General features: G+C 55.8%; 18 protein-coding genes. 14 read left to right on the top strand and 4 right to left on the bottom strand.

Features of this window, described 5'->3' with window-relative positions:
• The first annotated feature begins 19 nt into the window (after positions 1 to 19).
• The 4 genes from EDM04_RS13515 to EDM04_RS13530 all read left to right on the top strand — a co-directional run bounded on the left by EDM04_RS13515 (position 20) and on the right by EDM04_RS13530 (position 2,764).
• A complete protein-coding gene (locus tag EDM04_RS13515) occupies positions 20 to 1,078 on the top strand; it encodes a DUF6610 family protein (protein ID WP_123622974.1) in 1,059 nt (352 codons plus the stop codon).
• A 138-nt stretch (positions 1,079 to 1,216) separates the two neighbouring features.
• A complete protein-coding gene (locus EDM04_RS13520; RefSeq protein ID WP_123539450.1) occupies positions 1,217 to 1,492 on the top strand; it encodes a hypothetical protein in 276 nt (91 codons plus the stop codon).
• A gap of 28 nt (positions 1,493 to 1,520) precedes the next feature.
• On the top strand, positions 1,521 to 1,739 hold the full coding sequence (locus EDM04_RS13525; protein WP_123622976.1) for a hypothetical protein: 219 nt from the start codon (positions 1,521 to 1,523) through the stop codon (positions 1,737 to 1,739).
• Between the two features lie 38 nt (positions 1,740 to 1,777).
• Positions 1,778 to 2,764 carry a hypothetical protein gene (locus tag EDM04_RS13530; RefSeq protein WP_123622978.1) on the top strand — a complete coding sequence of 329 codons (987 nt, stop codon included), beginning with the start codon at positions 1,778 to 1,780 and terminating at the stop codon, positions 2,762 to 2,764.
• Positions 2,765 to 2,844: 80 nt separating this feature from the next.
• On the opposite strand, the gene EDM04_RS18835 is transcribed toward EDM04_RS13530, so the two are convergent.
• Positions 2,845 to 3,480 carry a transcriptional regulator FilR1 domain-containing protein gene (locus EDM04_RS18835; RefSeq protein WP_241154923.1) on the bottom strand — a complete coding sequence of 212 codons (636 nt, stop codon included), beginning with the start codon at positions 3,478 to 3,480 and terminating at the stop codon, positions 2,845 to 2,847.
• A gap of 609 nt (positions 3,481 to 4,089) precedes the next feature.
• On the opposite strand from EDM04_RS18835, the gene EDM04_RS13540 reads away from it, so the two are divergent.
• The 7 genes from EDM04_RS13540 (at position 4,090) to EDM04_RS13570 (ending at position 14,932) form a co-directional block, all read left to right on the top strand.
• Positions 4,090 to 5,475, top strand: coding sequence for a cytochrome P450 (locus EDM04_RS13540; protein WP_206424468.1), 1,386 nt, complete (start codon positions 4,090 to 4,092; stop codon positions 5,473 to 5,475).
• Between the two features lie 329 nt (positions 5,476 to 5,804).
• Positions 5,805 to 6,206, top strand: a complete 402-nt coding sequence (locus EDM04_RS13545) for a hypothetical protein (RefSeq protein ID WP_123622984.1) — start codon at positions 5,805 to 5,807, stop codon at positions 6,204 to 6,206.
• Between the two features lie 184 nt (positions 6,207 to 6,390).
• Complete coding sequence (gene rdfA / locus EDM04_RS13550; RefSeq protein WP_123622986.1) at positions 6,391 to 7,221, top strand: rod-determining factor RdfA; 831 nt, start codon at positions 6,391 to 6,393, stop codon at positions 7,219 to 7,221.
• 2 nt (positions 7,222 to 7,223) lie between these two features.
• Complete coding sequence (locus tag EDM04_RS13555; RefSeq protein ID WP_123622988.1) at positions 7,224 to 9,014, top strand: archaea-specific SMC-related protein; 1,791 nt, start codon at positions 7,224 to 7,226, stop codon at positions 9,012 to 9,014.
• A 342-nt stretch (positions 9,015 to 9,356) separates the two neighbouring features.
• A complete protein-coding gene (locus EDM04_RS13560; protein ID WP_123622990.1) occupies positions 9,357 to 11,411 on the top strand; it encodes a hypothetical protein in 2,055 nt (684 codons plus the stop codon).
• Positions 11,412 to 11,795: 384 nt separating this feature from the next.
• Complete coding sequence (locus EDM04_RS13565; RefSeq protein WP_123622992.1) at positions 11,796 to 13,598, top strand: hypothetical protein; 1,803 nt, start codon at positions 11,796 to 11,798, stop codon at positions 13,596 to 13,598.
• Positions 13,599 to 13,870: 272 nt separating this feature from the next.
• The gene (locus EDM04_RS13570; protein WP_123622994.1) at positions 13,871 to 14,932 is read left to right on the top strand and encodes a hypothetical protein; all 1,062 of its coding nucleotides are present in this window, start codon (positions 13,871 to 13,873) and stop codon (positions 14,930 to 14,932) included.
• Between the two features lie 115 nt (positions 14,933 to 15,047).
• Here the strand turns inward: EDM04_RS13570 and EDM04_RS13575 are convergent, their stop codons facing one another.
• Both EDM04_RS13575 and EDM04_RS13580 read right to left on the bottom strand, forming a co-directional pair.
• Positions 15,048 to 15,389 carry a type II toxin-antitoxin system PemK/MazF family toxin gene (locus tag EDM04_RS13575; RefSeq protein WP_081927557.1) on the bottom strand — a complete coding sequence of 114 codons (342 nt, stop codon included), beginning with the start codon at positions 15,387 to 15,389 and terminating at the stop codon, positions 15,048 to 15,050.
• A 3-nt stretch (positions 15,390 to 15,392) separates the two neighbouring features.
• A complete protein-coding gene (locus EDM04_RS13580; RefSeq protein WP_049987726.1) occupies positions 15,393 to 15,851 on the bottom strand; it encodes a helix-turn-helix domain-containing protein in 459 nt (152 codons plus the stop codon).
• 140 nt (positions 15,852 to 15,991) lie between these two features.
• On the opposite strand from EDM04_RS13580, the gene EDM04_RS13585 reads away from it, so the two are divergent.
• The 3 genes from EDM04_RS13585 to EDM04_RS13595 all read left to right on the top strand — a co-directional run bounded on the left by EDM04_RS13585 (position 15,992) and on the right by EDM04_RS13595 (position 20,748).
• Positions 15,992 to 17,269 carry a hypothetical protein gene (locus EDM04_RS13585; protein WP_123622996.1) on the top strand — a complete coding sequence of 426 codons (1,278 nt, stop codon included), beginning with the start codon at positions 15,992 to 15,994 and terminating at the stop codon, positions 17,267 to 17,269.
• Positions 17,270 to 17,489: 220 nt separating this feature from the next.
• Entirely contained in the window at positions 17,490 to 20,129 is a 2,640-nt protein-coding gene (locus tag EDM04_RS13590) for a VirB4 family type IV secretion system protein (RefSeq protein ID WP_123622998.1), read from the top strand.
• A 160-nt stretch (positions 20,130 to 20,289) separates the two neighbouring features.
• The gene (locus tag EDM04_RS13595) at positions 20,290 to 20,748 is read left to right on the top strand and encodes a hypothetical protein (protein WP_123623000.1); all 459 of its coding nucleotides are present in this window, start codon (positions 20,290 to 20,292) and stop codon (positions 20,746 to 20,748) included.
• Between the two features lie 95 nt (positions 20,749 to 20,843).
• On the opposite strand, the gene EDM04_RS13600 is transcribed toward EDM04_RS13595, so the two are convergent.
• A complete protein-coding gene (locus tag EDM04_RS13600) occupies positions 20,844 to 22,172 on the bottom strand; it encodes a M48 family metallopeptidase (protein ID WP_164471137.1) in 1,329 nt (442 codons plus the stop codon).
• Between the last annotated feature and the right edge of the window lie 315 nt (positions 22,173 to 22,487).

Here is a 22,487-nt window from a genome sequence, read left to right on the forward strand (position 1 = left end):
CTGTTCACACCACCCGCGTATGGCTTCCAGTTCCCTTCAGGTAGCCTCGGCTGCGGCTGAGCCGCAACGTCCGTTCACGCCACCGCACGCGGCACCCAAGCCGGACACCCTCGAGTCGGCCCGTCGCCCCGCATATATCGGCTTCCTCTTCAGAGCGCCGTTCGCCACAGACGCCTACAAACTTGGCTTCACCACGGGCATCCGTGAGGACTATCGCCTCCAGATCGACTCCTACCGGAATGTCGACCTCCCGGTGGTTATGCTCGACAACAAGTTCCACGACCCCGATCCCGACCGATACGTCGACCGGTTTCGCGAGTACGAACCCGATGTGGCCGTCATCGGTGACGCTGAGACGCCACAGGACGCCTGCGAGTACACCCAGCTCGCTCGCGACCTCCGCGAAGAGTTCCCGTCGACAACGTACATTATCGTCCCGAAGTGTCGCGAGGCAATCGAGATCATCGACGACGACCTCGTCCTCGGGTATCCGCTCGGCTATTCATCCCTCCACGCAGACGACTACAGCGACCCAGTGGACTGGCGTGACCGTCATATTCATCTCCTCGGCGGGAGTCCCCCCATCCAGTACGAGGCGCTCCAAGACCTCACGCAGCCAACACTCACGAATGCGCCGCCGGCGAACATCGTCGGAATGGACTGGAACGGACCAGCCAAGGTCGCCTACCTCGGAGAGTACTGGAGTCGCGATGGCTGGCAATCCGCTGACCATCTCGGGATTCGTGAGACTGTCCGTCGGAGTCTCCGTGAGATGCGTGCCTTCTGGCAGGAGCGCGATCTCTGGCCGGAGACGACCCCCTGTGACGTCTACGGAGAAGCGGTTCAGGAGCCACAGGACCCCGTCTGGGCAGCGAGCGGGCGAAATATCTACGAAAAGCCGAGTCCCTTCGCTCCTGACGATGCACCGGTCTACGACCCGGAGGATCCCGACTACGATCCGCTCGAGGATGCGATCGTTATCGCGTACGAAAACGGATGGACGCTTGCGTACCACAACGAGTCGGAACGGAAGCGTATTGAGTACCAGGAGGGACTCACGCCCGTCAGCGGTGATTAGTCTCTCTCGAGTTACCCCACGGCGAGGCATCTGCAACGTTCCTCGTGGGGTAACTATGGTGACCGCTATCACCTCTGAACGGGAATTCACTCAGAAACGCGGGTTTCTCCCCACCGCCAAGCAGGTGAAGTGTTTCATATGTCAACAGCTGCCTCTACCGTCGACCCGGAAACGATCGCACAAGCCGGTGACTCGCCTGAAACCATCCGCGACAAGGTCCTCCGCACGCTCTACCACACCGTCCCGGGAATCGAACTCGAGGATGTCCTCGAACTTCGGGTACTCATCGATCCGCCGGCGAACGAAGATTCACATTCGAGGCAAGCGCAAGCCGTCCTCACAGCCGTCCAGGAAGAAGTAGAAACGTGGCCTGACCCGCCGACGATCCACACCCCACCTTCGGCCTATGAGTAAGGCGTCATCCAACGGAGGCGAAGACACCGTGACTGACTCAGACGACAAGATCCTCGAGGAACTCCCACCGAAACGATTTCTCGACACGTCCAACGCACGCCTCATCAAGGCGGGCCTCCACTGTATGCATTCCCGAGAGACGATCCAGCAGTACCTCGCTTACGAGAACCAGCAGAAAAACCGAACGTGGGTACAACGACTCCTCGCGAGACGAGCCCGAGAACTTGCCGACGAACAGTCGGAGTAGTCACGAACACACCACCGCTTCAAGTGGTCGTTCATCCTATGACATCCGAACAATCAACCCTCAGTTCCCTCGGTCATTCAGATAACGACAGCACGTCAACCACCCAGAACGCGTCACCAGACGACTCCGACAGCTCATCTTCGTCACCTACTCCTCCAAATGACGACGCCTCTACGTCAGCCGAATCGAAGACTTCAACTAATCCATCGACCACCGGCCGCTCTGGTGGACCACCGACAGACATCGATGAGGACCAGATAACAACGTTCGACGCCAGTGAGGAACTTGACGAATGGACGTCCACCTGCGAGGCCGAAAAACTCGATTACGCATATCTCCACGTCCAGGTGGACGTTTATCGAACACTCTCCGACACGTGGTGGGGACTCCGTGTTACGACACAGAAGAAGATAATCGAGAATCATCGGAACAGCTATGGCGGGTATGTCGGACAGCGCCGCCCCGGTCCCGACGAACTCGTCGATACGATAATCAACTGGGTGACCTCAACGCTCGCCACACCTTACCTCCCCTTGGATGTCCACGATATCCCAATCGGTCACCATCTCCGGTCGGTTCCGAGTGACCGGATTCGTGTCTTCATCGGTGATGACGCGGTCGACTTCCTCACACAACGCGACATCCCTATTGACGAGGTACTTACTGCACTGGACAATCTCGAAGAGCACTCACCCCCCTCAGCGTATAAGAAGCAAGTGAGAGAGTACTACGCTGCTCAAGATACTATCGACAATTCACGTACCCGTATCCGTAAAATCGAGCAGGCAATCGGGGCCGTATTCGGTGTCTCGACTGGATACGGTGGGAACATCCCCAGTGCTCCGCCAGTGGAGTATGCTTCACTCTCTCCGGATGACCTCCTAGACGAGTTGAAAACGGAGCGCGAAACTCGGCAGACAGCTGAAAACAAACGAGATTCCCTCAAGGAGGACTTAGCGTCACAACAGTCTGCGTGGGCTGATGACCTCAAAACAACACTCAAAGAGTGTCTTCCATCGTTTTAGAAATATCCACACAACAACCCCTCAAGCTGTTCTACGTAGGTCTACCTCGCCCATTGCGATAGCGACATAGACTGATGCGTTTACATCTCAGCAGGGTCGTGAGCCTGCTTTTGGTACTGATTATAGAGATCCTCTCCCCATTGGACTACTGCTTCATTTGAACTGAGGACCATCGCGATATGTTCTCCCTCCCCAATTTTATTGTACGCCCCAACCGCGATCTGCTCCCTATCGTAGATACCAATGCCGAGCGTCAGTGGTTCGTCGAGACAGAAAATCTGAAAGTTGTCGTAGTTTGAGTCGTCCAGAAAGTACTCCATCTTTTCTTCATGGAGTCGCTGGTAGAGCGAGGCGTCGACGATTGCCTCCCCTTTCAGACCAAGCTTGAGCAGTTTATTGTACGCGCTAAAGAGCGTCGGGTTGAAAATCGATGTCAACACGCGGAAGTGATCAAGCCGTGGATCGCAGAGTTTGAGAGCTGTGGCCAGGACGATTCCTGGAGAGTGGGGTGAGGAGACATACAGCTTTGCGTCAGCGAGGGCTCGAACTGGAATCTCCGTTCTAATTGGACTGAGCCGTTGGAACCAGGGTGCTTTATCCAACACCTGCTCGATTGTCTCGGCCAGTTCCTCATACCGTTCTACTGTTTGTTGCCCAGCGGGCGTGAGCCTGTGAACACCGTCGCTCTCTACACTCCATCCTTCCGTCTCAAACATCCGTAACGCTCTCCGAACAGTTGCGCGAGACGGAGACCCGTTGGTTATGTCCACCAATTCGCTCGGGCGGCTGGGTTGCTCTGCAAGCGTTTGTAATAGCGGGATAGTATGTTTCGACCGAGTTAGCTGGGTGAGTGGCTCGCGATCGAGACTATCTGGACACGATTCAAACGCTTCCAGCGTGATTTTCCCCCCTGCAGTCAGCACATATCCACCAGCATCAGCTGTTTTCGTCAAGCCCCAATCGGTGAGTTGCACGAGATGTTTCGATACCGTCTGTCGGGTGATCTCTCCCGATTCTGCGATAGTCGAGGCCGTCTTTGCGCCTTCGTCGAGTGAACGCAGTATATCTAAAGAGGTGGACCCAGCAAGATCACTAATGAATTCACGGACGACAATCCGTTCGTCCGTGAGTGGATTTGTGGTCGCACGCTCAGACTGCGTCACTTGTTTTCACCCGTTACTAAAGTGCGTACCCAACGCTATGAATATATCGCACAAATCTGATATTGAATCGAGCTTATTGGAATACCCTTCCTTTTCAAAACCCACCCGAAACCCGTCTCTCAGCGGTACTTTTTACATATACTGATACAAAGAGCGACTATCGTGAGCTCCCAACTACCACCGGCACCGTCCGGTTATCCGATCCTCAAAAACGCTGTCCAGTTCGCTCGCGATCCATTCACGTTTGTAGAGCGGGCGACGTCGGAGTGCGGAGACATCTACCGGATGGCTCTCCCGGCAGTCGACGATGTCTTTGTTTTCACTCACCCAGACCATCTTGACCGTGTCCTTGTGTCCGATGTCGAAGTCTTCGGGAAAACCGAGGACTATCAACGCGCGTTCGGGAACGGCCTCCTTTCGGTCGAGGGCCAGAAGTGGCGACAACAGCGTGATATGTTACAACCGCTCTTTTACCGAGACCACATAAGAGGCTACACAGAGCAAATGGTTGCGTGTACCGAACGACGTCTCGAGACGTGGATTGTGGGTGAAACACTAGATATGGAGCCTGAGATGAAGAACCTCACTCTGGAGGTTCTCTTTTCCACGCTGTTCGGTCGTTCGTTGGTCCCAGGCGAGGATCAAGAACTTCGAGATGCCGCTGACGGACTCAACGAATGGTTCACACCATCATCGTGGATTCTGCCACCGTGGATCCCGACACCAGCACGGCGTCGATTCAATCAATCCACGAAGCGCCTCCGTCAGGAGGTTCGAAGATTACTCGAAGAAGGAAGCGAGCGAACAAGAATCTCAGAAGACGAGGCAGGTGGGTCCGAGGGCCAATCGAACTCTAAGCAGGGTGCTCACTCAAATACTCCAGACCTGCTCACACAGCTCCAAAAGGCGCGTAATAGGGCGGATGGATCAGATCTTACATTCGAAGAGATCGAAGATCAACTGATCACTATGGTTTTTGCGGGGCACGAGACGACAGCCGCAGCTCTCGCATTTACTTGGTACGCGCTGGCGACGAACCCAGACCTCCAAGAGCAACTTCATACGGAACTGGACACAGTTCTCGATGGAGACTCGCCCACTTACGACGACCTCCAAGAGTTGGAGTTCACAGACCGAATAATCACTGAAGCGTTACGGCTCTATCCACCAGTTCATACGATTCCGCGCCGGACGCTCACTGATGTCGAAGTCGGTGGATATCGGATTCCCGAGGATTATGAGATCCATCTATCGATAATCCATGTCCATCGAGATGGACGGTTCTATGATGAACCTATGGCGTTCCGCCCGGAACGATGGACTGATGAGTTTGAGGAGGAACTCCACGACTTTGCGTACGCCCCCTTTGGTGGTGGACGTCGAACTTGCATCGGTCGGGAGTTCGCTCTCTTAGAAGCAAAAGTAGTCCTAGCAACGGTCGGGCAGAAATTCCAATTTAATTGGGAGAACGACGAAGCAATTGAACTCGAACCGCGGGTTACGACTCGATCAAAAGAAGGCATCCCATTGCGAATTCGACAACGTTGAGGGCAATCTTACACCTGATTCGATAAAAATTCCCTCTGTAATCATCGATTAAAGCTCCGCCTTCTGGACCTGTGTCTGTTCATACATTTTGACGGTGTAAACACGGGTGAGTATAACACACAATCCGGTAATATTCAAAAGCGTATCTCATGAACCGGAATTCAGTCGCCGATCTCCTACTCTTCCCATCTCTAAAGCAGTCATTACGGATCGATATCTGCCTGCCCGTCCTATCCGAATTAGACAATGTCAGTACACCACTAGTTCAAAACACACCGCTCCCGAAGTACCGCCCTGCCAACCGCTCCCTGCAATAGTAGAATGCCCCCATGACGACCATCGTTATCACACTGAAAAACGGAAAGACATCCACCGACGGAGGAATCGATGTTTCGTCCAGCCAGTCGATGGCTCCGACCACTGATTCTCACAATATCAATCGTCACCTCGACCTCGACACAGTGGTCGCCCTCATCGAACAAATGCCCGAAGATGAGATCTGCGCCCGACAGAGTACCAAATATCCAAACTGGTCTCGAGGTGACCCTTGCCCTGTCTGTGAAAACACCGAACTCGCTATTATGGAACTTAGAGAAGCTACCTACACTTCCTCTGACGGCGAGTTCGATTTCGACCACTTTACAGATAACACAGGACCACAGCTTTCGATCGTCTGCAAAGAATGCCGGACACACCTCCTCCACATCCCCTATCACACACTAACTGAATAGGCCGGCAACAACTCGCTCAGCGTTACGAAGTACAGCTATTGAGAACACATCTCCAAAGTACTCACCGCTCAATTAGGCACTCCTTGGACGAGAAACGGATATTTAGCGCAAGTTTAACTGAATCTCGGGCGGTCTGAAGAACACTTCGCTTTTATTGATGTGGACATAGAATTCCTACCCGGAGATGTGCAAAGTCGACGATCTCATCGCAGAGTATGGGTTAACAGCCCCCGGATCTGACTATAACTCTGTAGATGACTACCTCGCGAAACGGTGGACTGGAACTGACGGCCGCACTTCAGAAGGATATAAAAAACTCACAGACTGGTTCAACAAACGTGTTCTCAAGTCGATATATGAAAAATACGGGAGATCAACTGTTAGCATCCATTTGGACCGAGAATACGATGTTATTATAAACGAAGATAACATCCAACGCGCCGAGCTCGCGGCCGACCTCGAAGGCGACGGGATGGACATCGACGAACTCAAGAAAACGCTCGTCTCTCACGGTACAATCCGAAATCACCTCAAAAACTGTCTCGAAGTCGAAAAAGACACTCAGTCCACAACCAATTCCACTACTACGACTCGAGAGAAAGCCATCGCGTCGGCGAAACGAATGGCTGCCTCAAAAACAGAAAACATCCTTCCAGAACTTGCCAAAGACGGTGTTGTTCCTTTTGCAGACCAAGCCACCGTCGACGTCGAAATCAGACTACAATGCCCCAAATGCGACACACGGGTCCCCATCGAAGATGCAATCAAGCGGGGATACGTCTGTAACGACCATATGACGGATCCAACTAATACAGACCCACCCAACAACTCAACTCCAGATCCGTCGGAGAATACCGAATCTGACGAAGACGATTCACACCACCAATCAGATACAACGATGAATTCTGTGCCCTCATCACAAACCTCTCTCCTGCTCTCTCTACTGGCGCTCGGAGCCACTTCGTTCTCGTCCCAATCGCCTATGCTAATAGATAGTATGCTCAACACAGCGTAACCATGACCTGGAATCTAAAAATCGAAAATATCGCAGGCATCCATCGGGGAGAGGCTACGATCGAATCCGGTGTGAACGCCGTCCGAGCGAGCAACTGGCAAGGAAAATCGAGCTTCCTCACCGCAATTGAAACAGCCTTCGGGACTGAAACAAGTCTCACCGAAGGCCAAGATCACGGTCACGTTGAGCTCGAAATCGACGACACCACCTACGCTGTCGATCTTGCCCGTACCAACGGCACGATTACACAATCCGGCAATCCATACCTAACTGATGATGTCGATCATATCTGTGCTGCCCTCTTTGCGTTCCTCGATGAGACCAATGAGGTCCGGCAAGCCGTCCGTATGGGTGAAAATCTTGAGGACCTCCTCACTCGTCCCCTCGATTTCGAGAACATCGATGAGCAGATTGCCGACCTCAAAGCCGAACAGAAACAGGTTGAGGCCGAACTCGAGCGAGCCCAAAACGCTGCTAACCGCCTCCCGCGCCTCCAAGAGAAAGTCACAACGCTCGAATCACAACTCGAAGACCTCCAAGAAGAGTGGGACGAGCTCGACAACGAAGCATCTTCAGATAGTGACGCTCGAGACGAGCTGAGTAACCTCCGCGCCCAGCTCGAGAAGACCAAGACAGACATCAACCGGTACGAATCAACCGCAGATCGCGTCGGGGATGAACTTGAAGCAAAGAAAGAGGAACTTGAGACGTTGGATGTCCCAACGCACGAAGATCTCGAAGACGAACTCGAGGATCTCCAATCTGATCTCCACGAAATCGAACGGGATAAAGAACTCCTCCAGTCGATCTATGAAGTAAATCAGCGTGTTCTCGAAGAAGACCGTCTCTCGCTTCTCACAGACGTCTCTCACGATATGCTCTCTGACCAGCTTGCGTGCTGGATCTGTGGGAACGACACCTCTCGTGAAGAGGTCGGGGCACAGTTAGACAGTATCTCTGACCGTCTTAACTCACTTCGCGACCAAGAGTCGACTCTCCGCAAGAAGGTAAACGAGCTTCAGGAAAAACAACAGACCGTACGGGACGCGGAGCGGAAAGAACGCGACCTTCGCGACCGCATCGGAGAGCTTGAATCCCAGCTTGATGACGCACAGACGAATCTTGAATCGGCCAGAGAACGAAAAGCTTCCCTCGAAGCACAGATTGACGAACTCGAAGATCAGGTCAGTGAGACGCAAGACCACGCGACTGACCTCCAGAGTGAGATCAAATACACGGAAGCCGAGCTTGAAGATGCTCGTGGCGAACTTGAGACAGTCAAGTCGGAAGCCTCGCAGCGTGATGTCCTCGAGGAGGAACTCGAATCTCTCCGTTCCGAGGTCGAGGACCTCCGAACACGCAAGGAGCGTGTGAAGCGAAACACCCGGGACGCATTTGATTCTGCGCTCTCCGACATTCTCATAAGATTCGACGTCGGGTTCGAGACAGCACGCCTCACCGACAACTTCGACCTCATCGTCGCACGTGGAGGCCGCGAAGCCAGCCTTGGCGCTCTCAGTGAAGGCGAGCGGGAACTCCTCGGCATCATCGCTGCTCTTGCCGGCCACGAAGCATTCGATGTCGCTGACCGGGTTCCCGTTATGCTGCTCGACGGGCATACCGGTCTCGACGATACCAACATCCACCATCTCGTCGATTACCTCTCCGAACGCGCCGATGTCCTCGTCCTCTCCGCCTTCCCCGAGTACGACGCCTTCGAGGGTCACGAAGTCACTCCAACCAACTGGGAGACCATCTCCTACGGAGACGATGTTGAGGAAGTCGTAGGATAACTCTCGCTGCTCACTCTCGATTTTATACCCCCGCGGGGGGTTAATCTCCCAACGACTTTCTGCGAAGACGCGACTTTTGGCTTCTATATACGACTCTGTCCGACCGCCCTGGCGTTCACTCATCACGCCCACGAGTAGCTGCTCTACTGTCTCCCAATCGCGGAAAACACTTTGTCGCCGGACCACATATCCGCAGGTAAGTTCGCCCCCTATGCGGCCAGTAGCACTCGCAGCTACCATCATCCGGGTTACTATCCAGTCCCGGAGTGGTAATGTATGACCTCCCGGTTTGATACCCCCGCGGGGGATCAAGACAACCCCCGTCCATCCGACGAGCCTTCGGTGACGATCACTAGGGCTACACCTCGGCAGTTTTCCAGCCTCTTCGTCGCCTTCCTTCTCCTTTCGAGTGTCTGCTTCTCCACGATTGCGGTAGTCGCGACCAACGAATCCAACTCTACCGCGCAACCGCCGGTTGACGGGAATGCTCGGGTATTTGTCGCGAGTGACCGCGATACGGGGGCTCTCGGCATTCCGGGTGGCGGTCGTGGTGGCATCCTCCTCCGGTATGTTGTGGAGGCCAACGCGTCGACTGAAAATCTCTCTCGCGCAGTCGACACCTACACGCTTACGACCAATCCAGAGACGCGCGTCCGTATTGATGGCTCACCCCGGACACTGCAGGAGTATCGACTTGACCAGTTGGCGAGAGTTGAACGAACAAACTCAACGAGTCGGTGGCCGGCAAGCGCACCGGACCGGGAGGATAGCATATTCATCAAAGACGGCTTCATCGCGTATATGGGTGCGACCAGCGCTGCCGAAGTGAACGCCCCAGGAGCGGAAACAAACGGCACTTATCTAATGGGGCCAGACGGGCGTGTCCTTGAGTACGTCGACTACCGCGTCGCCCTCCCAGAACCAAATACGACTACCCGCTATGTCCGCGAAACAAAGGATGTCACCCTCAACATCCCTGCGCCGGAGGATAACTCGTCGGACGACGTACAGACCGTCACCAAGACAGTTGAGTTCGAGACGCTCGACGGTCACACTATCACGCGTACCGTCAGCGCCACCGGTCGTGGCCCGCTAACCGTAAATCGCTCTGTGACGGCCGTCGTCGGCGGCTATCGCACTAACACCACATACGATCTCGCCTCACAACGGGTTGAGCGTAACCTCAGCATCGACGATCAGACGTGGTCGAAACACACGACACCAGAAACATCGGCACGAGAGGCCCGGTATATCGACTACGCAAACGCTCCCCCTTCGGATGGTGAGAGGCAACGTCTAGAGCTTCAGGCGACGATCAACGTCACCGCGGAAGTCACCACTGATCACTATTTCTACCATCCGCACAACGATACGTGGACGTACACTCACACGGAAGTCAATGCCACCTATGATGAGCTCACCGTTACCGACGATCGGCCAGCCCACGTTGTCCCACCAGACAGCGTCTCGATTTCCCAGCGCGTAATTGAGGAACCACACGACCGCCGCTCCATCGTCCTCTCTATCGAGGGCCCGGAGCATCTCTCTGAACGGGCACTTTGGAGTTGGGCCGCCCTCAACGTAGAAGGAGACTCGAATGCTAGTGCCCAACGCCTAACGAACGTCTGGCAGGTCTACGGTGTCCGTCAGTACCGCTGGGGCGAAACAACGTCGAACTGGGACACAGACCCACAACGTACGGAGTTCCCACCAACACTTGCCCTCCGACTCACTGCTCGACAACCGTCCCCAAGTGTTGAGGCCGTCGGAGAAACGGATGTGTATCGTCACGGACGGGTGACGGATCTCCGCCAGCGCACTGTTCCTGGCGTCTCGAAGCGGGCGACCCTGGCGGAAAATGTGAATCTCACTACGGCGACCGCCAACCAGACCTCGAGAATTGTCATCAGGGATGCCCCCGGTCAGATCACCTCAGTAACGTCGGTCTTCGGGGATGAAATACCCGTCTCGACAACAGAGGTCACCTCGATGGAGGATTCGTCGCTCACCTACACAGTGATTCCGCCGGCAGAAGGGGAAGAAAACGAGCCGCCGGAACTCAGACTCCGTCTTACTGGCCCAGACGGAACTCCACTCCCGGATCGGAAACTGATCTTGACCGGGGCGGTCGAATCCTCAGTCACTACAAACGACAACGGTGTCGCCTACGCTACGTTCGATAGTGTGACGATCACCGCGCGCTTCCCTGGTGACCCATACACAGAGAATCACGACATCTACTACTCGTCCAGCCACACAACCGCGATCTCTCCCGGAAACGGGAGCCTGATTGTTGATCTCTGGACGTTCTTTTTACAGCCAGTACAGGCTGCTCTCCTCTCGCTGGCTGTGAGCGTAGGCTTGCTCGTCGGGGTCGGCTGGTATACCATCAAGTAGCAATCCCTCGCAATATTCTCTCAAGATTGACGACACCCACTTCTTCGTCATTCAGCCGGCCTTGCGAACTTCAGTTGACGATGAGATCGTAGCGCGACTCACTGTCCTCGGTCAATGGCTATCTCCGATTGGTTCGGGGATAGAAGTTATAGGTATTGGACAACGTATTCTGACACAGCGATTCACATGGAGCGCTCTCCAACCACCCTTAGTAGGTGGCTCTACCGTGTCGGTCGCCGTCTTCGCCACCGAAAGTCTAGGGACTCAACAGAAACCTCCGCAATGGAACCGTCGACGTCATCCAGCATCCTCTCGGCCAAAATTCAAGACCGTCTCTTGGGTATCGCACCTACAGCTCAACAAACCGTTTCCTCCACTGCGGCGATGGCTGCCCTCCCGATCATTCCGCTATTTAATCCCCTTGACCCAGAGGATTGGTTCGAGGGGATCGTCAACACGCTCGCGACCGGCTTGACGAACGTCCTGGGCGAGGTTTTCGTGGGAATGGTCCAGGAGTTTCTCGTTATCGACCCGTTGTACTACCAGGAAGGAGCGAATGCAACTTTTATACAGAATCTCCAGTACTCGCTGATTCTCTTTCCGACCGTCATCGTCCTCGGAACGATCGCGGCACTCTTTTCGGAAGCCCCAGAGGGCTCCTATTTACGGCAGGGAATCCGTATTGTTAAAGCCCTCTTCGCACTCGCTCTCATCCGTCCATTCCTCCACGTCGCTGTCGTCTTCACGAATAGCGTTACGAAGCTCGTGATGCCCGAGACTTACGCGGTCTCCCTCGCCGGCCCCGCCCTCAACAACGCCATCGGCGATTTGATGGGCTCGGCTATCGCCGCTGTGCTCGTTTACCTCGCCGCCGGTACAATCTCTCTCATCGCTATCGCTCTCGTTGTGATGATCCTCTTCCTCCGCATCTTTATGATCCATCTCGTCTACACCGCTTTCCCGATCCTGCTTGTTATGTGGTACACCGACTGGGGACCACTCCGGTACGCGAACGACGTCGCTATGTTTGTCTTCAAGGTCACAGCGTATCTCCTCCTCGCGGGGCCGCTCATCGCGCTCGCTCTTCAGACCGGCTGTAGTATGTCTGCCCCGGACATCTGTGTGGCTAACGCGAGCGGGGCTCACGGCCCGGAAGCACTCACTGCCGGAATTGACCCATCACAGAATAAGCTCGTCCTTTGGAAGCGGTTCCTCGGCTGGCTTTCCGGCCTCGGTCTCGCCGGTTTCGTCGGGATCCAGGCCCTGTCGATGGGTGGGAGTTCCGCCGGTCATCTTCTCGGGTTTAGTGGCCTGAGTGCGTTACGCGGCGGTGGCAGCGGTAGTCCGTCTTCGTCCGGAGGTAGTGGTGGTGGAGGAGGTGGCGGTGGACCGACTCCGTCCGGTGGCGGTGGCGCCGGACAGCACACCCTCCGAAACTTCGGCGGCGGTAGCGGAACCGGCCCAAAGGCGTATGGAGCGACTGGCTCAGCAAAACCCGAATTCCACCCCCGACAGGCAGCTAGTTCGGCGAAAACTAATCTGAAACAACGTGTCTCATCGGCACGGGATACTGCACGGAGTAACGCGCAGCGCGCCTACCGTGGCGTAAAATCACGGAAAGAATGGATGAGTCAGGCTACGTGGGGACAGGGCGCTCGAGCTGGGGCCGGATTAGCTGGCGGTGGCGTGGCGCTCGGTGCTCGCGAGGCAAAAGCGGGTGTGAGCCACGTGAAAAATAATCTCAACGAGCCGATTGCGAATTGGCCCGGCCACGCCTATCGGCGGGCGAAGAACGGCAATTGGAACCCACCGAATGACGATCTGGGTGCAAGTACGGACAGCGAAGTCACAGCGGATAATGAAGTGTTGGCACTACCTGAGGGGGATCCGCCTCTCCCAGAGGGTGAGACTCTGACCCCAGAGTATGAAGACAGAGCACTCGATCCCAAGGAAGCTCAAGCGGTTGCTGGCGGGTCCGACATCGAAGACGCGAATCCGCATTCGGTCAACGAACCAGTCCAAGCTTGGTACGACCGCGTGAAGGCAAAGGACCAGCAAAAAGTGGAGGCGATGCGCCCTGACCTCATCAATCGAGATGTCTCCCCGCCTTCCTCCTCACCATCGGAGGAACAAATCCAGGAGTCCGTCGACGACTACGTCGATAGAACCCGCAACACAGACTCATAACGATTCAACCTGAATCCCTCCACTGGTACCGAGTCCCCTCCAGGATCACATTAGAACCAGTAATTGACCATTCTATGCTGTTGCTCGAGGGGCGTGCTTCCCGGCTGATATTTTAAATAGCAGAACGCGGTAGATTAGTACAGAAACACAAACACATGGGTTCCGAAACGACCACCGCCCGTCGCGTGCTGGCGACTCTCCCTAGGCACCCACTCTCGATTTCGGATTTCATCAGCCTCCAAGCACCCGATAGTTTCGAGTCCCCCTCCACCTTGAACGGAACCGACATTCACACCCGAGTCGACAACTCCAACATCCAAAATCTGGGCGGCGTCGTCGCTATCGGTGATGACTGGGTCGATCGTGAGGGCATCGTTGGCTTCCGCTTCATCGCCGGAAACGCTTGGTTCGGTGTCGGCTTCGAACCAGAGACTGGCTGGACTATCCTCACCGAGGACTCCATCGACGAGAAGTTCTCGCAGGCTATAGATGATCGTATCGCGACTTGGGCGACCACCTTCTACGAGGAGGAAACCGCCCGGCCGTCGTTCTATGATACTTTCGCGGCCGCCTGTGTGTCCCAGCTTCCACCGCGCCCGCTCCAGCACGGTGAACTCGGGGAGATACTCACCCCTGGGGGGATTTACCAGGAGTCCTTCGTTGAGGTGGTTCCCGTTCCCATCATCCAGATCGAACACACCGACAAGGTCATCGCCTTTTTGATGAAGGTTACTGCCCCTGATCGGTCCGGTCACGTCGTTGAGTATGGGTACCGCCTCCACACCGACGGCGTCTGGCGCAAGGTATGGGCTGACATCATCCCCGGCGAAGCGACCGAGGAAGTCGGTCTCCGTGATCGGCCAGTCGCCACTCTCATCGATGACGCCAATCAGGATTACTTGAATGAGATTGACTTGCTCGTGGAGCCTCCGGCCGATCACATCCAGATTGAGGTCTACATCGATGTGATGTCACCAGAGCCAGCACCCGGTGGTATGTGGACTGCGGCATCTGACTGGTTCCCATCTATCGAGTACGGTGCTCCCATCGTGGGCCTAAATACTGATGAGAATCCGGGCGAATTGACTGTCGTCGGCTACCTCGAGGGAACGGAGACCGCCGTTTATGTCGGTCTCAACCGCCAGGATGACACGTGGGAAGAGATCATCTCTTTCGACCGCCCCGCCGACAAACGACAGGACACGGAAGTTGTCAATACTATCGACGGCTGGCTTCAAAGCCAGTACGGCGCGCTCGTTGGGCCGTCGCACCACCCGCTCATCCAGCTCACCGACTGGGAGTCGAAGGTTCCCGACCTCTTCGCGTCCGATTGACCTATCCGAGCGTAACAACTTCATCGTAGCCGCGATCGGAAGGGAGCTACTGAGCAGTCGGCGCGTCAGAGATGTGGTGTTATGGGGTGATATCCTGTATCAGAACTAGGCTGTCCTACCCCTTGAGAACCATTGCTGCGAATGCTTTTGCGAGCCGTCTCATAGTGTCTTCACCGAATCTGGCGTGGACATCGCGGATATCGCTATGGTCGACTTGTTTGGTCGCCCACGGTTCTACATAGGAGCGTTTCAATAACTCCCCGACTTCAGGTTCATCTTGTTCAACGGTGACGGCGTAGCGATTCTGTCCGTATTGTTCGCTTCCGGTCATTGCTGCGACCGTATAGAGCTCACCGTGGTCAGGACAGTCTTCGTCGGAGATGATAACGACTGGACGAGATGGCCGCCTCTCGTATGGATCTGAAATAGATACAACGTGTCCGTGTTGATAGCCCATCGATTACTCCTCTACGGCATCCTCTTCAAGCTCTGCGATGATCTCTCCTGCTTCGTCTTCGGCAGTTGGTTCGTGCGTTTCGTCAGTTCCTGACTTTCCGTTCGGGTCAATGCTTGGAACTTTTTCTTCCCATCCTTCTTCAGCGTAGGCGTCATCGGTAGGCGCAGACTCGAAGAGCTGAACGACTGAGTCGAGAGATTCGAGCCGCTGCTTTAGCTTCTCGGCTCGGTCTGGGTCGACGTAGTAGGCACCTTGTGACCGTTCGACGAGCCCCTTCTCGAAGAGCCGCGTCATCGTCTTCGATGCGCTTGATTTACTGATATCGGTCTGGTCTGCGATTTCGCTTGGCGTGAAACCGTACTCACGGTGAGAGAGCAAGAAGCGCAGCGCTTCGTACTCATTCGTCTCTGGTTTCACGGGGAACGGTTCGTCGTTTGTTAGTTCACGGACGTGGATTGGCATCGTTGTCACTACTTGTCACCGAGTGTCATTAAGACTTTCGCAGGACGCGCCGCATTGACGTCGTCTTCTAAGTACTCTTCAATCCCTATTGGGGAGAGAATTTTTAGGCATTCACCACACGTATTCACACAAGACGTCCCATGAAACGGTACCCAGTAGCCGGCCAGTTACTCGAGCATCGCCTCTTCTTCGGACTCAGCGTCAGCGATCTCGAAGTCGGCGTAATCCCACTCGCCGCTATCATCCTTGCGTCTGGTATCAACAACGTCTTCGAGCCCTCGTTCAGTGGGCTACTTACTATCGGAAGCGGGATTCTCGGCCTCATTGTCGGCTTGTACGTTCTCTGGCGAACACCTGCCGGTCAGACCCCTCGCGAGTGGCTCATCGGGGCTGCAAAACACAGCGTGGCCCCGGATCGCTATCTCTGGCAACCCGTCGAACGCGGTCTCGTTTCTGGACAGCACCTTGACGACATCTGCACCCTCCATTCTAAGGATTCCGACCCCTCGGACGACAACAGTGATCCGGACCCAGAATCCTCGTCCTCGAGTGCCCCCCAGCAGTCCGCCTCAGATGATAACAGCGGTCAGCAAATCGTCACTGACGGCGGGCAGATGCACTCTCGCGAACGCCCACAGCGCGACCCGAGCCAGTACTACCACCAGCTCACGCAGGAGGAAACAACAACGCAGGCGCAACTAGCTTTCGAGTACGTTCGCGAAGACGGTATTATAGTCACCGAGAGCGACAATGCGGAACCCGCGTACGTCGGCCTTGTTCACATCACCCCGACGAGTTGGCTTTCCCTCGACGATGAAGGACGCCAGTCTACGATCAACGCGTACGCTGATGTTCTCCGTGGAATCTCTTACCCCTTCCAAGTGCTCGCCCTTCCTCGTGAATTTGACCTGACGACGCACTTCGAGGAGATCGAACGTGCAGCCTACGAGGCTGAGGATCCGCCAGACATTATGCAGCTTGGTCGGTCGACGTACATCGACTGGCTCAACGAGTCGGTCGGTACCCGGCGAGTCAAAGTCCGTGATTTCTACATCGCCGTTAGGGTTGAGAGCTCGCACGTCCGAGAACAGTCTTATGGCCACTCTACAGACGTTGTTTCGGGATCTCTCTTCCAGCGAATTGTCGGCTGTGTCAATTCTGTCACCTCCTCAGTTCGTTCTCGGATCGGCTCGAATACCGACGACGACGTCATCGAACGACAGTGTATTTCTGAAGTTAGAAGTCGGCAACACGAGTTTGCCGAAGCACTCCCCAGGACCGGTGTTCAGACCGAAGTGATGGACGACCGGGCAGACGTTCTGGACGTCCTCTACCGCTACTACAACCACGCCGACTCACCACTCGACGAGTATTCTCCCAAATCCTACGCGGAAGTTCTCCCACCTCGCCGGCCGTAGTGATTCCCGACCATCCCAGCATCTCTACTTCCATCTTCTCGACTGTTCCTGCGGCACTTGAGGTAGGACCACTGCCAGCGTTACCCCACGAGTGAATTATCTCTGTAGTTTGTGGGGTAACTCGCTGCCCTCCCTCAACCCACTTGTCGAAACGCCTTCTTTGCGGAAAGCTATCAACGGGCGAAACCATTTACCGAGGCACTACGTATCCCACGATAGCATGAGTAGCGTCCCAGTAGCCTGGGTACTCGGAATAGCATCTGCTACCGGGCAAGTGCAACAGATCATTCAGACGATCCAGCGAGCGATCCAAGGCGGCCCGAACGCTCCGTCACCATTCATTCTTGTCGGCGTCGCTGTCGGCGTCGCCCTCCTCCTCGGTCTCGGTATTCTTGCGTCACGTCGATTTGTTGGTTCGGCTCAACATCCATCTACAAACGCAATGAAAGGCGCACCTGAGACGGAGGCCAACAGCGGCGTTCTGAATCGTCTTCTCTCTCGGCTTCCCGGTAGTTTTGGATCTATCCCTGGTGCCGGTACCTCCGCCCGAACAGATCCAGCCAACGTCAACCTCGAGGAAATCGACGACGAAACCTTCGACCGCGCCGTCAGCATCCTCGAACAGGAAGGCCGGGAGACGAGTCGGGCAAACATCCGTGAACAGGTTGCCCGCCTCATCGACTTCGAGGCCGCCGACCCCGACGAATTCCGCCTTGGACTCATCCAAGACGCCGACAGCCAAGCCCAGATCGACCAAGCGAGTGTCGCCCCACCAAGTATCGTCCCCGAAGATCCAACCACTCTCTACCGGAACGGCGAATTCGTCCGTATCCTCACTCCCGCAAGTGCTCCCGAGAGTGTCTTCGGTGGCTGGCTTATCAACCTCACCACGACCAATCTTGACGTCCGCGTCAGCTACCATCACTCTCCCCGCGATCCCACAACGATCCGCGGTGCCCTCCAGGACCGTCTCACCGAACTCCAGATCGCCCTCTCTCGGAAGGAGGAAAAGGGCGCGACAGACTATCACGAAGACCTCAACCGCCGAGAAGAACTCGATCGTCTCCTTCGTCGCCTCACCGAAGGGACGACTCGACTCTACGACATCGGTATCTACATCGAAGTCGCTGGCAGTACCCGCGATGAACTCGAAGAGACCGCTCGGAAGGTCCAGCAACTCGTGGCTGACCGCGACGTCGAACTCGTTCCCCTTGAATTTCGCCAACTTGAATCTCAAGACGCGATCGCACCTGTCGTCTCCGACCCCATCCAGAACACGGACCTTATGGAACACGACGCGGCGGCCACCCTCTTCGGCTTCGTCGAGCCCGCCATCGCTCACGAGGACGGTGTCCTCTATGGCTTCGATGAGACCGGAAACCCTGTCATCGTCGACCGATACAGCCTCTCCGGCTTCTCTAAAGTCATCACTGGGAAGATCGGGTCCGGAAAAACGTTCGCCGCGAAACTTTCTCTCTGGCGCCGTCTCCTCATCGACCCTGAATTCACCGCTATCGCATTCGACCCCACCGGTGACGACTTTGTCGACTTCTTCGAGACCCTCGGTGGCGATGTCGTCACCTTCGGTGGCGACGTCACAATCAACCCGCTCGAAATCCACCGCGGTACGGGTGAGGCCGAAGACCCCTATAAGGACAAACTCCGTTCCTTGACGGGGATGGTGCGGACGTTCTACGATCAGAGCGGCGACAGCCTGAGCGCCGAACGTGCTGGCCTCATTCAGCAGGTCTTCCACCTTGCATACCTTATGTACGGTATCACTTCCGAACCCCGCACCCACGAACGCGAAAACCCCACTATGGAAGACGTCCTCGACATCCTCAAGGCCCTTGCTGATGGTGAGGATCCACTTGAATTCGTCAGCTACCAGGGAGACGCCACCGATCTTCACCGTGAGGAACGCGACGAGCTCGATGAACGCGTCGACGAAGTCACCTCCCGACTTCAGTCGAAGGACGACAGCAACCTCAAGTCCGAAGCCAACAGCCTCCTCCGCTCGCTCGAAGCCTTCCAGCCAGGTGGCGTCGCTGCGAACCTCTCTGGGAAGACGACCGTCGACCTCGAGGACGAGCGGCTCATCGTCTTCGATATGAGTGCCTTCCAGGATACCAATCAAGCCCCTCTCCTCCAGCACGTTATGCTTGATTGGAGCTACCAGCGGGCTCGCGAGAACTCCCGCCGGATGGAGGTCATCTTCGAGGAGGTTCACTACCTGCTCAGTCAGAAATCTGCCCGCTCGCTCATCGGCCTGTTCACCCGCCATTCCCGACACTTCAACGCTGGCTTGACGCTCATCTCCCAGACTGCAGAAGAATTCATGCAGGAGACTGACGATGTCCACTCACCACGCGCGATCTACGACCAGTGCGACATCAAGCAGCTGTTTTACCAGGAATCAATTTCAGACGAGGTAATCGACTACTACGACCTCTCCCCAGCTGATGTCGAGGCCATCCAGAGCTTTGCACGTGGACAGGAATCCGAGTTCAGTGAATGTCTCCTGAGCGTCACCGGAATCGCGCGTCGACATCTCGAAATCCACGCGAGCGAGCTCACGGTTGATCTCCTTACTGAACCTGAGACGGCCGCCGCAACCGCTCAGTTGGTTGAACAGCGTCGCCAGCAGGCTGCCACCGCTCGCAGTGAACAGACTACCACCCAACCAGAGGAGAGCGCTGATATTGCCGGTGGTTTAGGCGAAGAAGTTGCTGAGAAGGAAACTACTGACTCCAGTACGAAATCCAGCGAAACTAGTGAGCCTCCAACTGACCCCATCACAGACGGAAGTGGGGGGTCACCCTCCTCTGGGGACGCTGCTGACGACACTAACTCCGAATAATACTCTTCCATTCTCTTCTCGCTCCGTCTACCTTGCCTCTCGTCATTTCTCACCTCCCCTGTAGTCCACCAGCACAGTCGGAGAGAGCGGGTTTTCGCCTGTACTCCCCGGTGGAGTTAAGTGTTAGACCAGCATGGTTCAAACTAACCGGGAGACAGATATGACCAGCGTACTCCTCGGTGTCCAGCTCGTAGCTTTTGCCATCGCGGATGCCCTCCCTGGTGGCCTACGCGGGCTTGGACTCCTCACGGCTGCCCGCGCACAGTTCGCGACGATAAAAGCCGACCTGATGGCTCAGGCCGCGCCGATTTGGACTCGGCAGATGAGTGTGATCTTGCAGGCAGACTGTCCAGATGGGACTGAGGTTAGCTCAAATGAAGTCATCCAGTCCATCCACAACATCAACGACTTCATCTTCCTCCTTGGGTGGACGCTCGTCCCCGGAGGATTCGTCCTCGGAGGTATCCTCTACTTCTACGGCTGGAACCAGTCTTGGAAAAAGCGGGGCCTCCGGCTGATGGTTGGCGCGGTCGCGATCGCCGGCGTCATCCTCCTTTGGGGCGCTATCGCTAACCTCATCCAGTGGGCGACCGGCGGCACTTGTGCGCCCACCACGTAACGGCGTTGAGTGGATCACTGGCGCTGGCAGACTACCGCCTTGCCGTCCCCACCTTCTCGGCGTCATCAGTAACTACAACCTTGACCACGCTCTTGCTAACGCGAGCTGTCACACCCCTGTCGCTCTCGGAGTACCGCAATCCTGTCCTCGACTGAGGGGTGAACTCGAAGGAACCACTCGATAACAAACGGAGCCCCCCACGGAAGGGACGACGTCCCGGTCTTCTTCGAACTCTCCTTCGCTCGGAGATCGGCAACCGACTGCAATGCGGTTATCGCAGTCTCACTTCCCACCCGTTGTCGTTCGTATTCGTCGGCAGCCAACTCAGCTCGGCGAACCCACCGTACGAGGCCGAACCGGAACCCGAACGCGAGAATGCCCATCACCACACCGAGTGTCTGCATCGATGGCGAAACAACCGCGAGTATCCCACCGACACCACCGAAGAAAATCAATCCGGCCCCAGCAGCGAGGCGAAGATGTCCAAGAACGTGATGCCCGTGCTCGTGGTGGAGGATTGCGCGGAGTGATTCTGGCGAAATACTGTCATCTTCGAGGAGGGTCTCGCCAACGAAGACCCGGCGAAAGGGCCAGACACCCGCCGCCATCGCCGTCGACCGAAGCCCCACCGTGGCAACCCAAATCGACGTGTGGGGGTCAGCATCGATCTCCTCTGGTACGATCGCTGCGTATTCTTCAGGTGTGAGCGGCCGCGCCATATTCAGAAACGGCAAGAGCGTGATTGCGAAGAACAGGTAGGTGAACGTGAGCGCCCAGGTCACCGGCATTCTGAGCTCAGATGGAATCGGCAGCGCCGTCCACGGGGCTACAACTAATATAAAGAGTCCACCAACGACCAACGCAACCCGGAGAGCGTGATCGTGGCGCGCCTCCGGCGTCTCAAGATGACTTGTCGTCTCCCTCCAAAACATCGAGATGAACGGCGCACCTGTCACCGCCAAACACCCGAAATAGCTCGCAAGGATGAGCATCGGAAAGAGTCCTTTGACGACGACATTCGGTGAGGGCATCGGATATTCTGGCGTTAGTCTAACAAAGAACACCCAGACCAGAGTGGTGAATCCACCACTGACGATAGACCCCCCTAAGAACAGCACGAAGAAGTTGTTCAAGTGATCTGGAAGCCAAGAGACCCACCGAAAGCCTTCGGACACTTCATATTCTTCCGAGGCGGTTTGATCCGTGTTTTCCGATGATTCCGTCGACGCCGATGCCTCTTCGCGGTTCAACCTATACTCATCGTAACGGTTTACCACAGCACCGATCTGCCAGCCAAGTCCCACTGCGATAAGCATCGGGACCGTCACCCCGACGAAGAGCAGCGCCGTCGCCGATGTAACCCCAAACACGAATCTGACCAGAACATAACTGAAGCCCGCCACTATGGGGGCAGTAAGAAACACACCCAGCCCCCACCAGACCAACGTATCGACCGGCGAAGGTATCCACGCAAGCGACGAACGAGCCTCGGATAGGACTCGTCGCCACCGTGGACAGGGGCTTGAGTCGCCATTCGAGGTCATCTTTTACCGTAGATCATGCTATCTGAACCCAAAAATTGTCCGGGGGCTCCAGTCCCTCGACCCACAACTGGCTATGAAAACGAGTGCTTAGGAGACACCGCGCCTCGACTGAGCGAGCAATCAATCGGCCCAAAACTCCCGAATAGTATTTTACGCTGAGCAGATGAAATATCTGTAGAGGCCACTACTGGCTAT

The organism is Halorubrum sp. CSM-61 (assembly GCF_003781945.1).
In the GTDB taxonomy this organism is placed as follows: Archaea; Halobacteriota; Halobacteria; order Halobacteriales; family Haloferacaceae; genus Halorubrum.

Excerpts from the sequence above, each read along its gene's own strand:
- EDM04_RS13515 (WP_123622974.1), top strand. The coding sequence starts at position 20 with ATGGCTTCCAGTTCCCTTCAGGTAGCCTCGGCTGCGGCTGAGCCGCAA.
- EDM04_RS13520 (WP_123539450.1), top strand. The coding sequence starts at position 1,217 with ATGTCAACAGCTGCCTCTACCGTCGACCCGGAAACGATCGCACAAGCC.
- EDM04_RS13530 (WP_123622978.1), top strand. The coding sequence starts at position 1,778 with ATGACATCCGAACAATCAACCCTCAGTTCCCTCGGTCATTCAGATAAC.
- EDM04_RS18835 (WP_241154923.1), bottom strand. The coding sequence starts at position 3,480 with ATGTTTGAGACGGAAGGATGGAGTGTAGAGAGCGACGGTGTTCACAGG.
- EDM04_RS13545 (WP_123622984.1), top strand. The coding sequence starts at position 5,805 with ATGACGACCATCGTTATCACACTGAAAAACGGAAAGACATCCACCGAC.
- rdfA (WP_123622986.1), top strand. The coding sequence starts at position 6,391 with ATGTGCAAAGTCGACGATCTCATCGCAGAGTATGGGTTAACAGCCCCC.
- EDM04_RS13555 (WP_123622988.1), top strand. The coding sequence starts at position 7,224 with ATGACCTGGAATCTAAAAATCGAAAATATCGCAGGCATCCATCGGGGA.
- EDM04_RS13565 (WP_123622992.1), top strand. The coding sequence starts at position 11,796 with ATGGCTGCCCTCCCGATCATTCCGCTATTTAATCCCCTTGACCCAGAG.
- EDM04_RS13575 (WP_081927557.1), bottom strand. The coding sequence starts at position 15,389 with ATGGGCTATCAACACGGACACGTTGTATCTATTTCAGATCCATACGAG.
- EDM04_RS13580 (WP_049987726.1), bottom strand. The coding sequence starts at position 15,851 with ATGCCAATCCACGTCCGTGAACTAACAAACGACGAACCGTTCCCCGTG.
- EDM04_RS13585 (WP_123622996.1), top strand. The coding sequence starts at position 15,992 with ATGAAACGGTACCCAGTAGCCGGCCAGTTACTCGAGCATCGCCTCTTC.
- EDM04_RS13590 (WP_123622998.1), top strand. The coding sequence starts at position 17,490 with ATGAGTAGCGTCCCAGTAGCCTGGGTACTCGGAATAGCATCTGCTACC.
- EDM04_RS13595 (WP_123623000.1), top strand. The coding sequence starts at position 20,290 with ATGACCAGCGTACTCCTCGGTGTCCAGCTCGTAGCTTTTGCCATCGCG.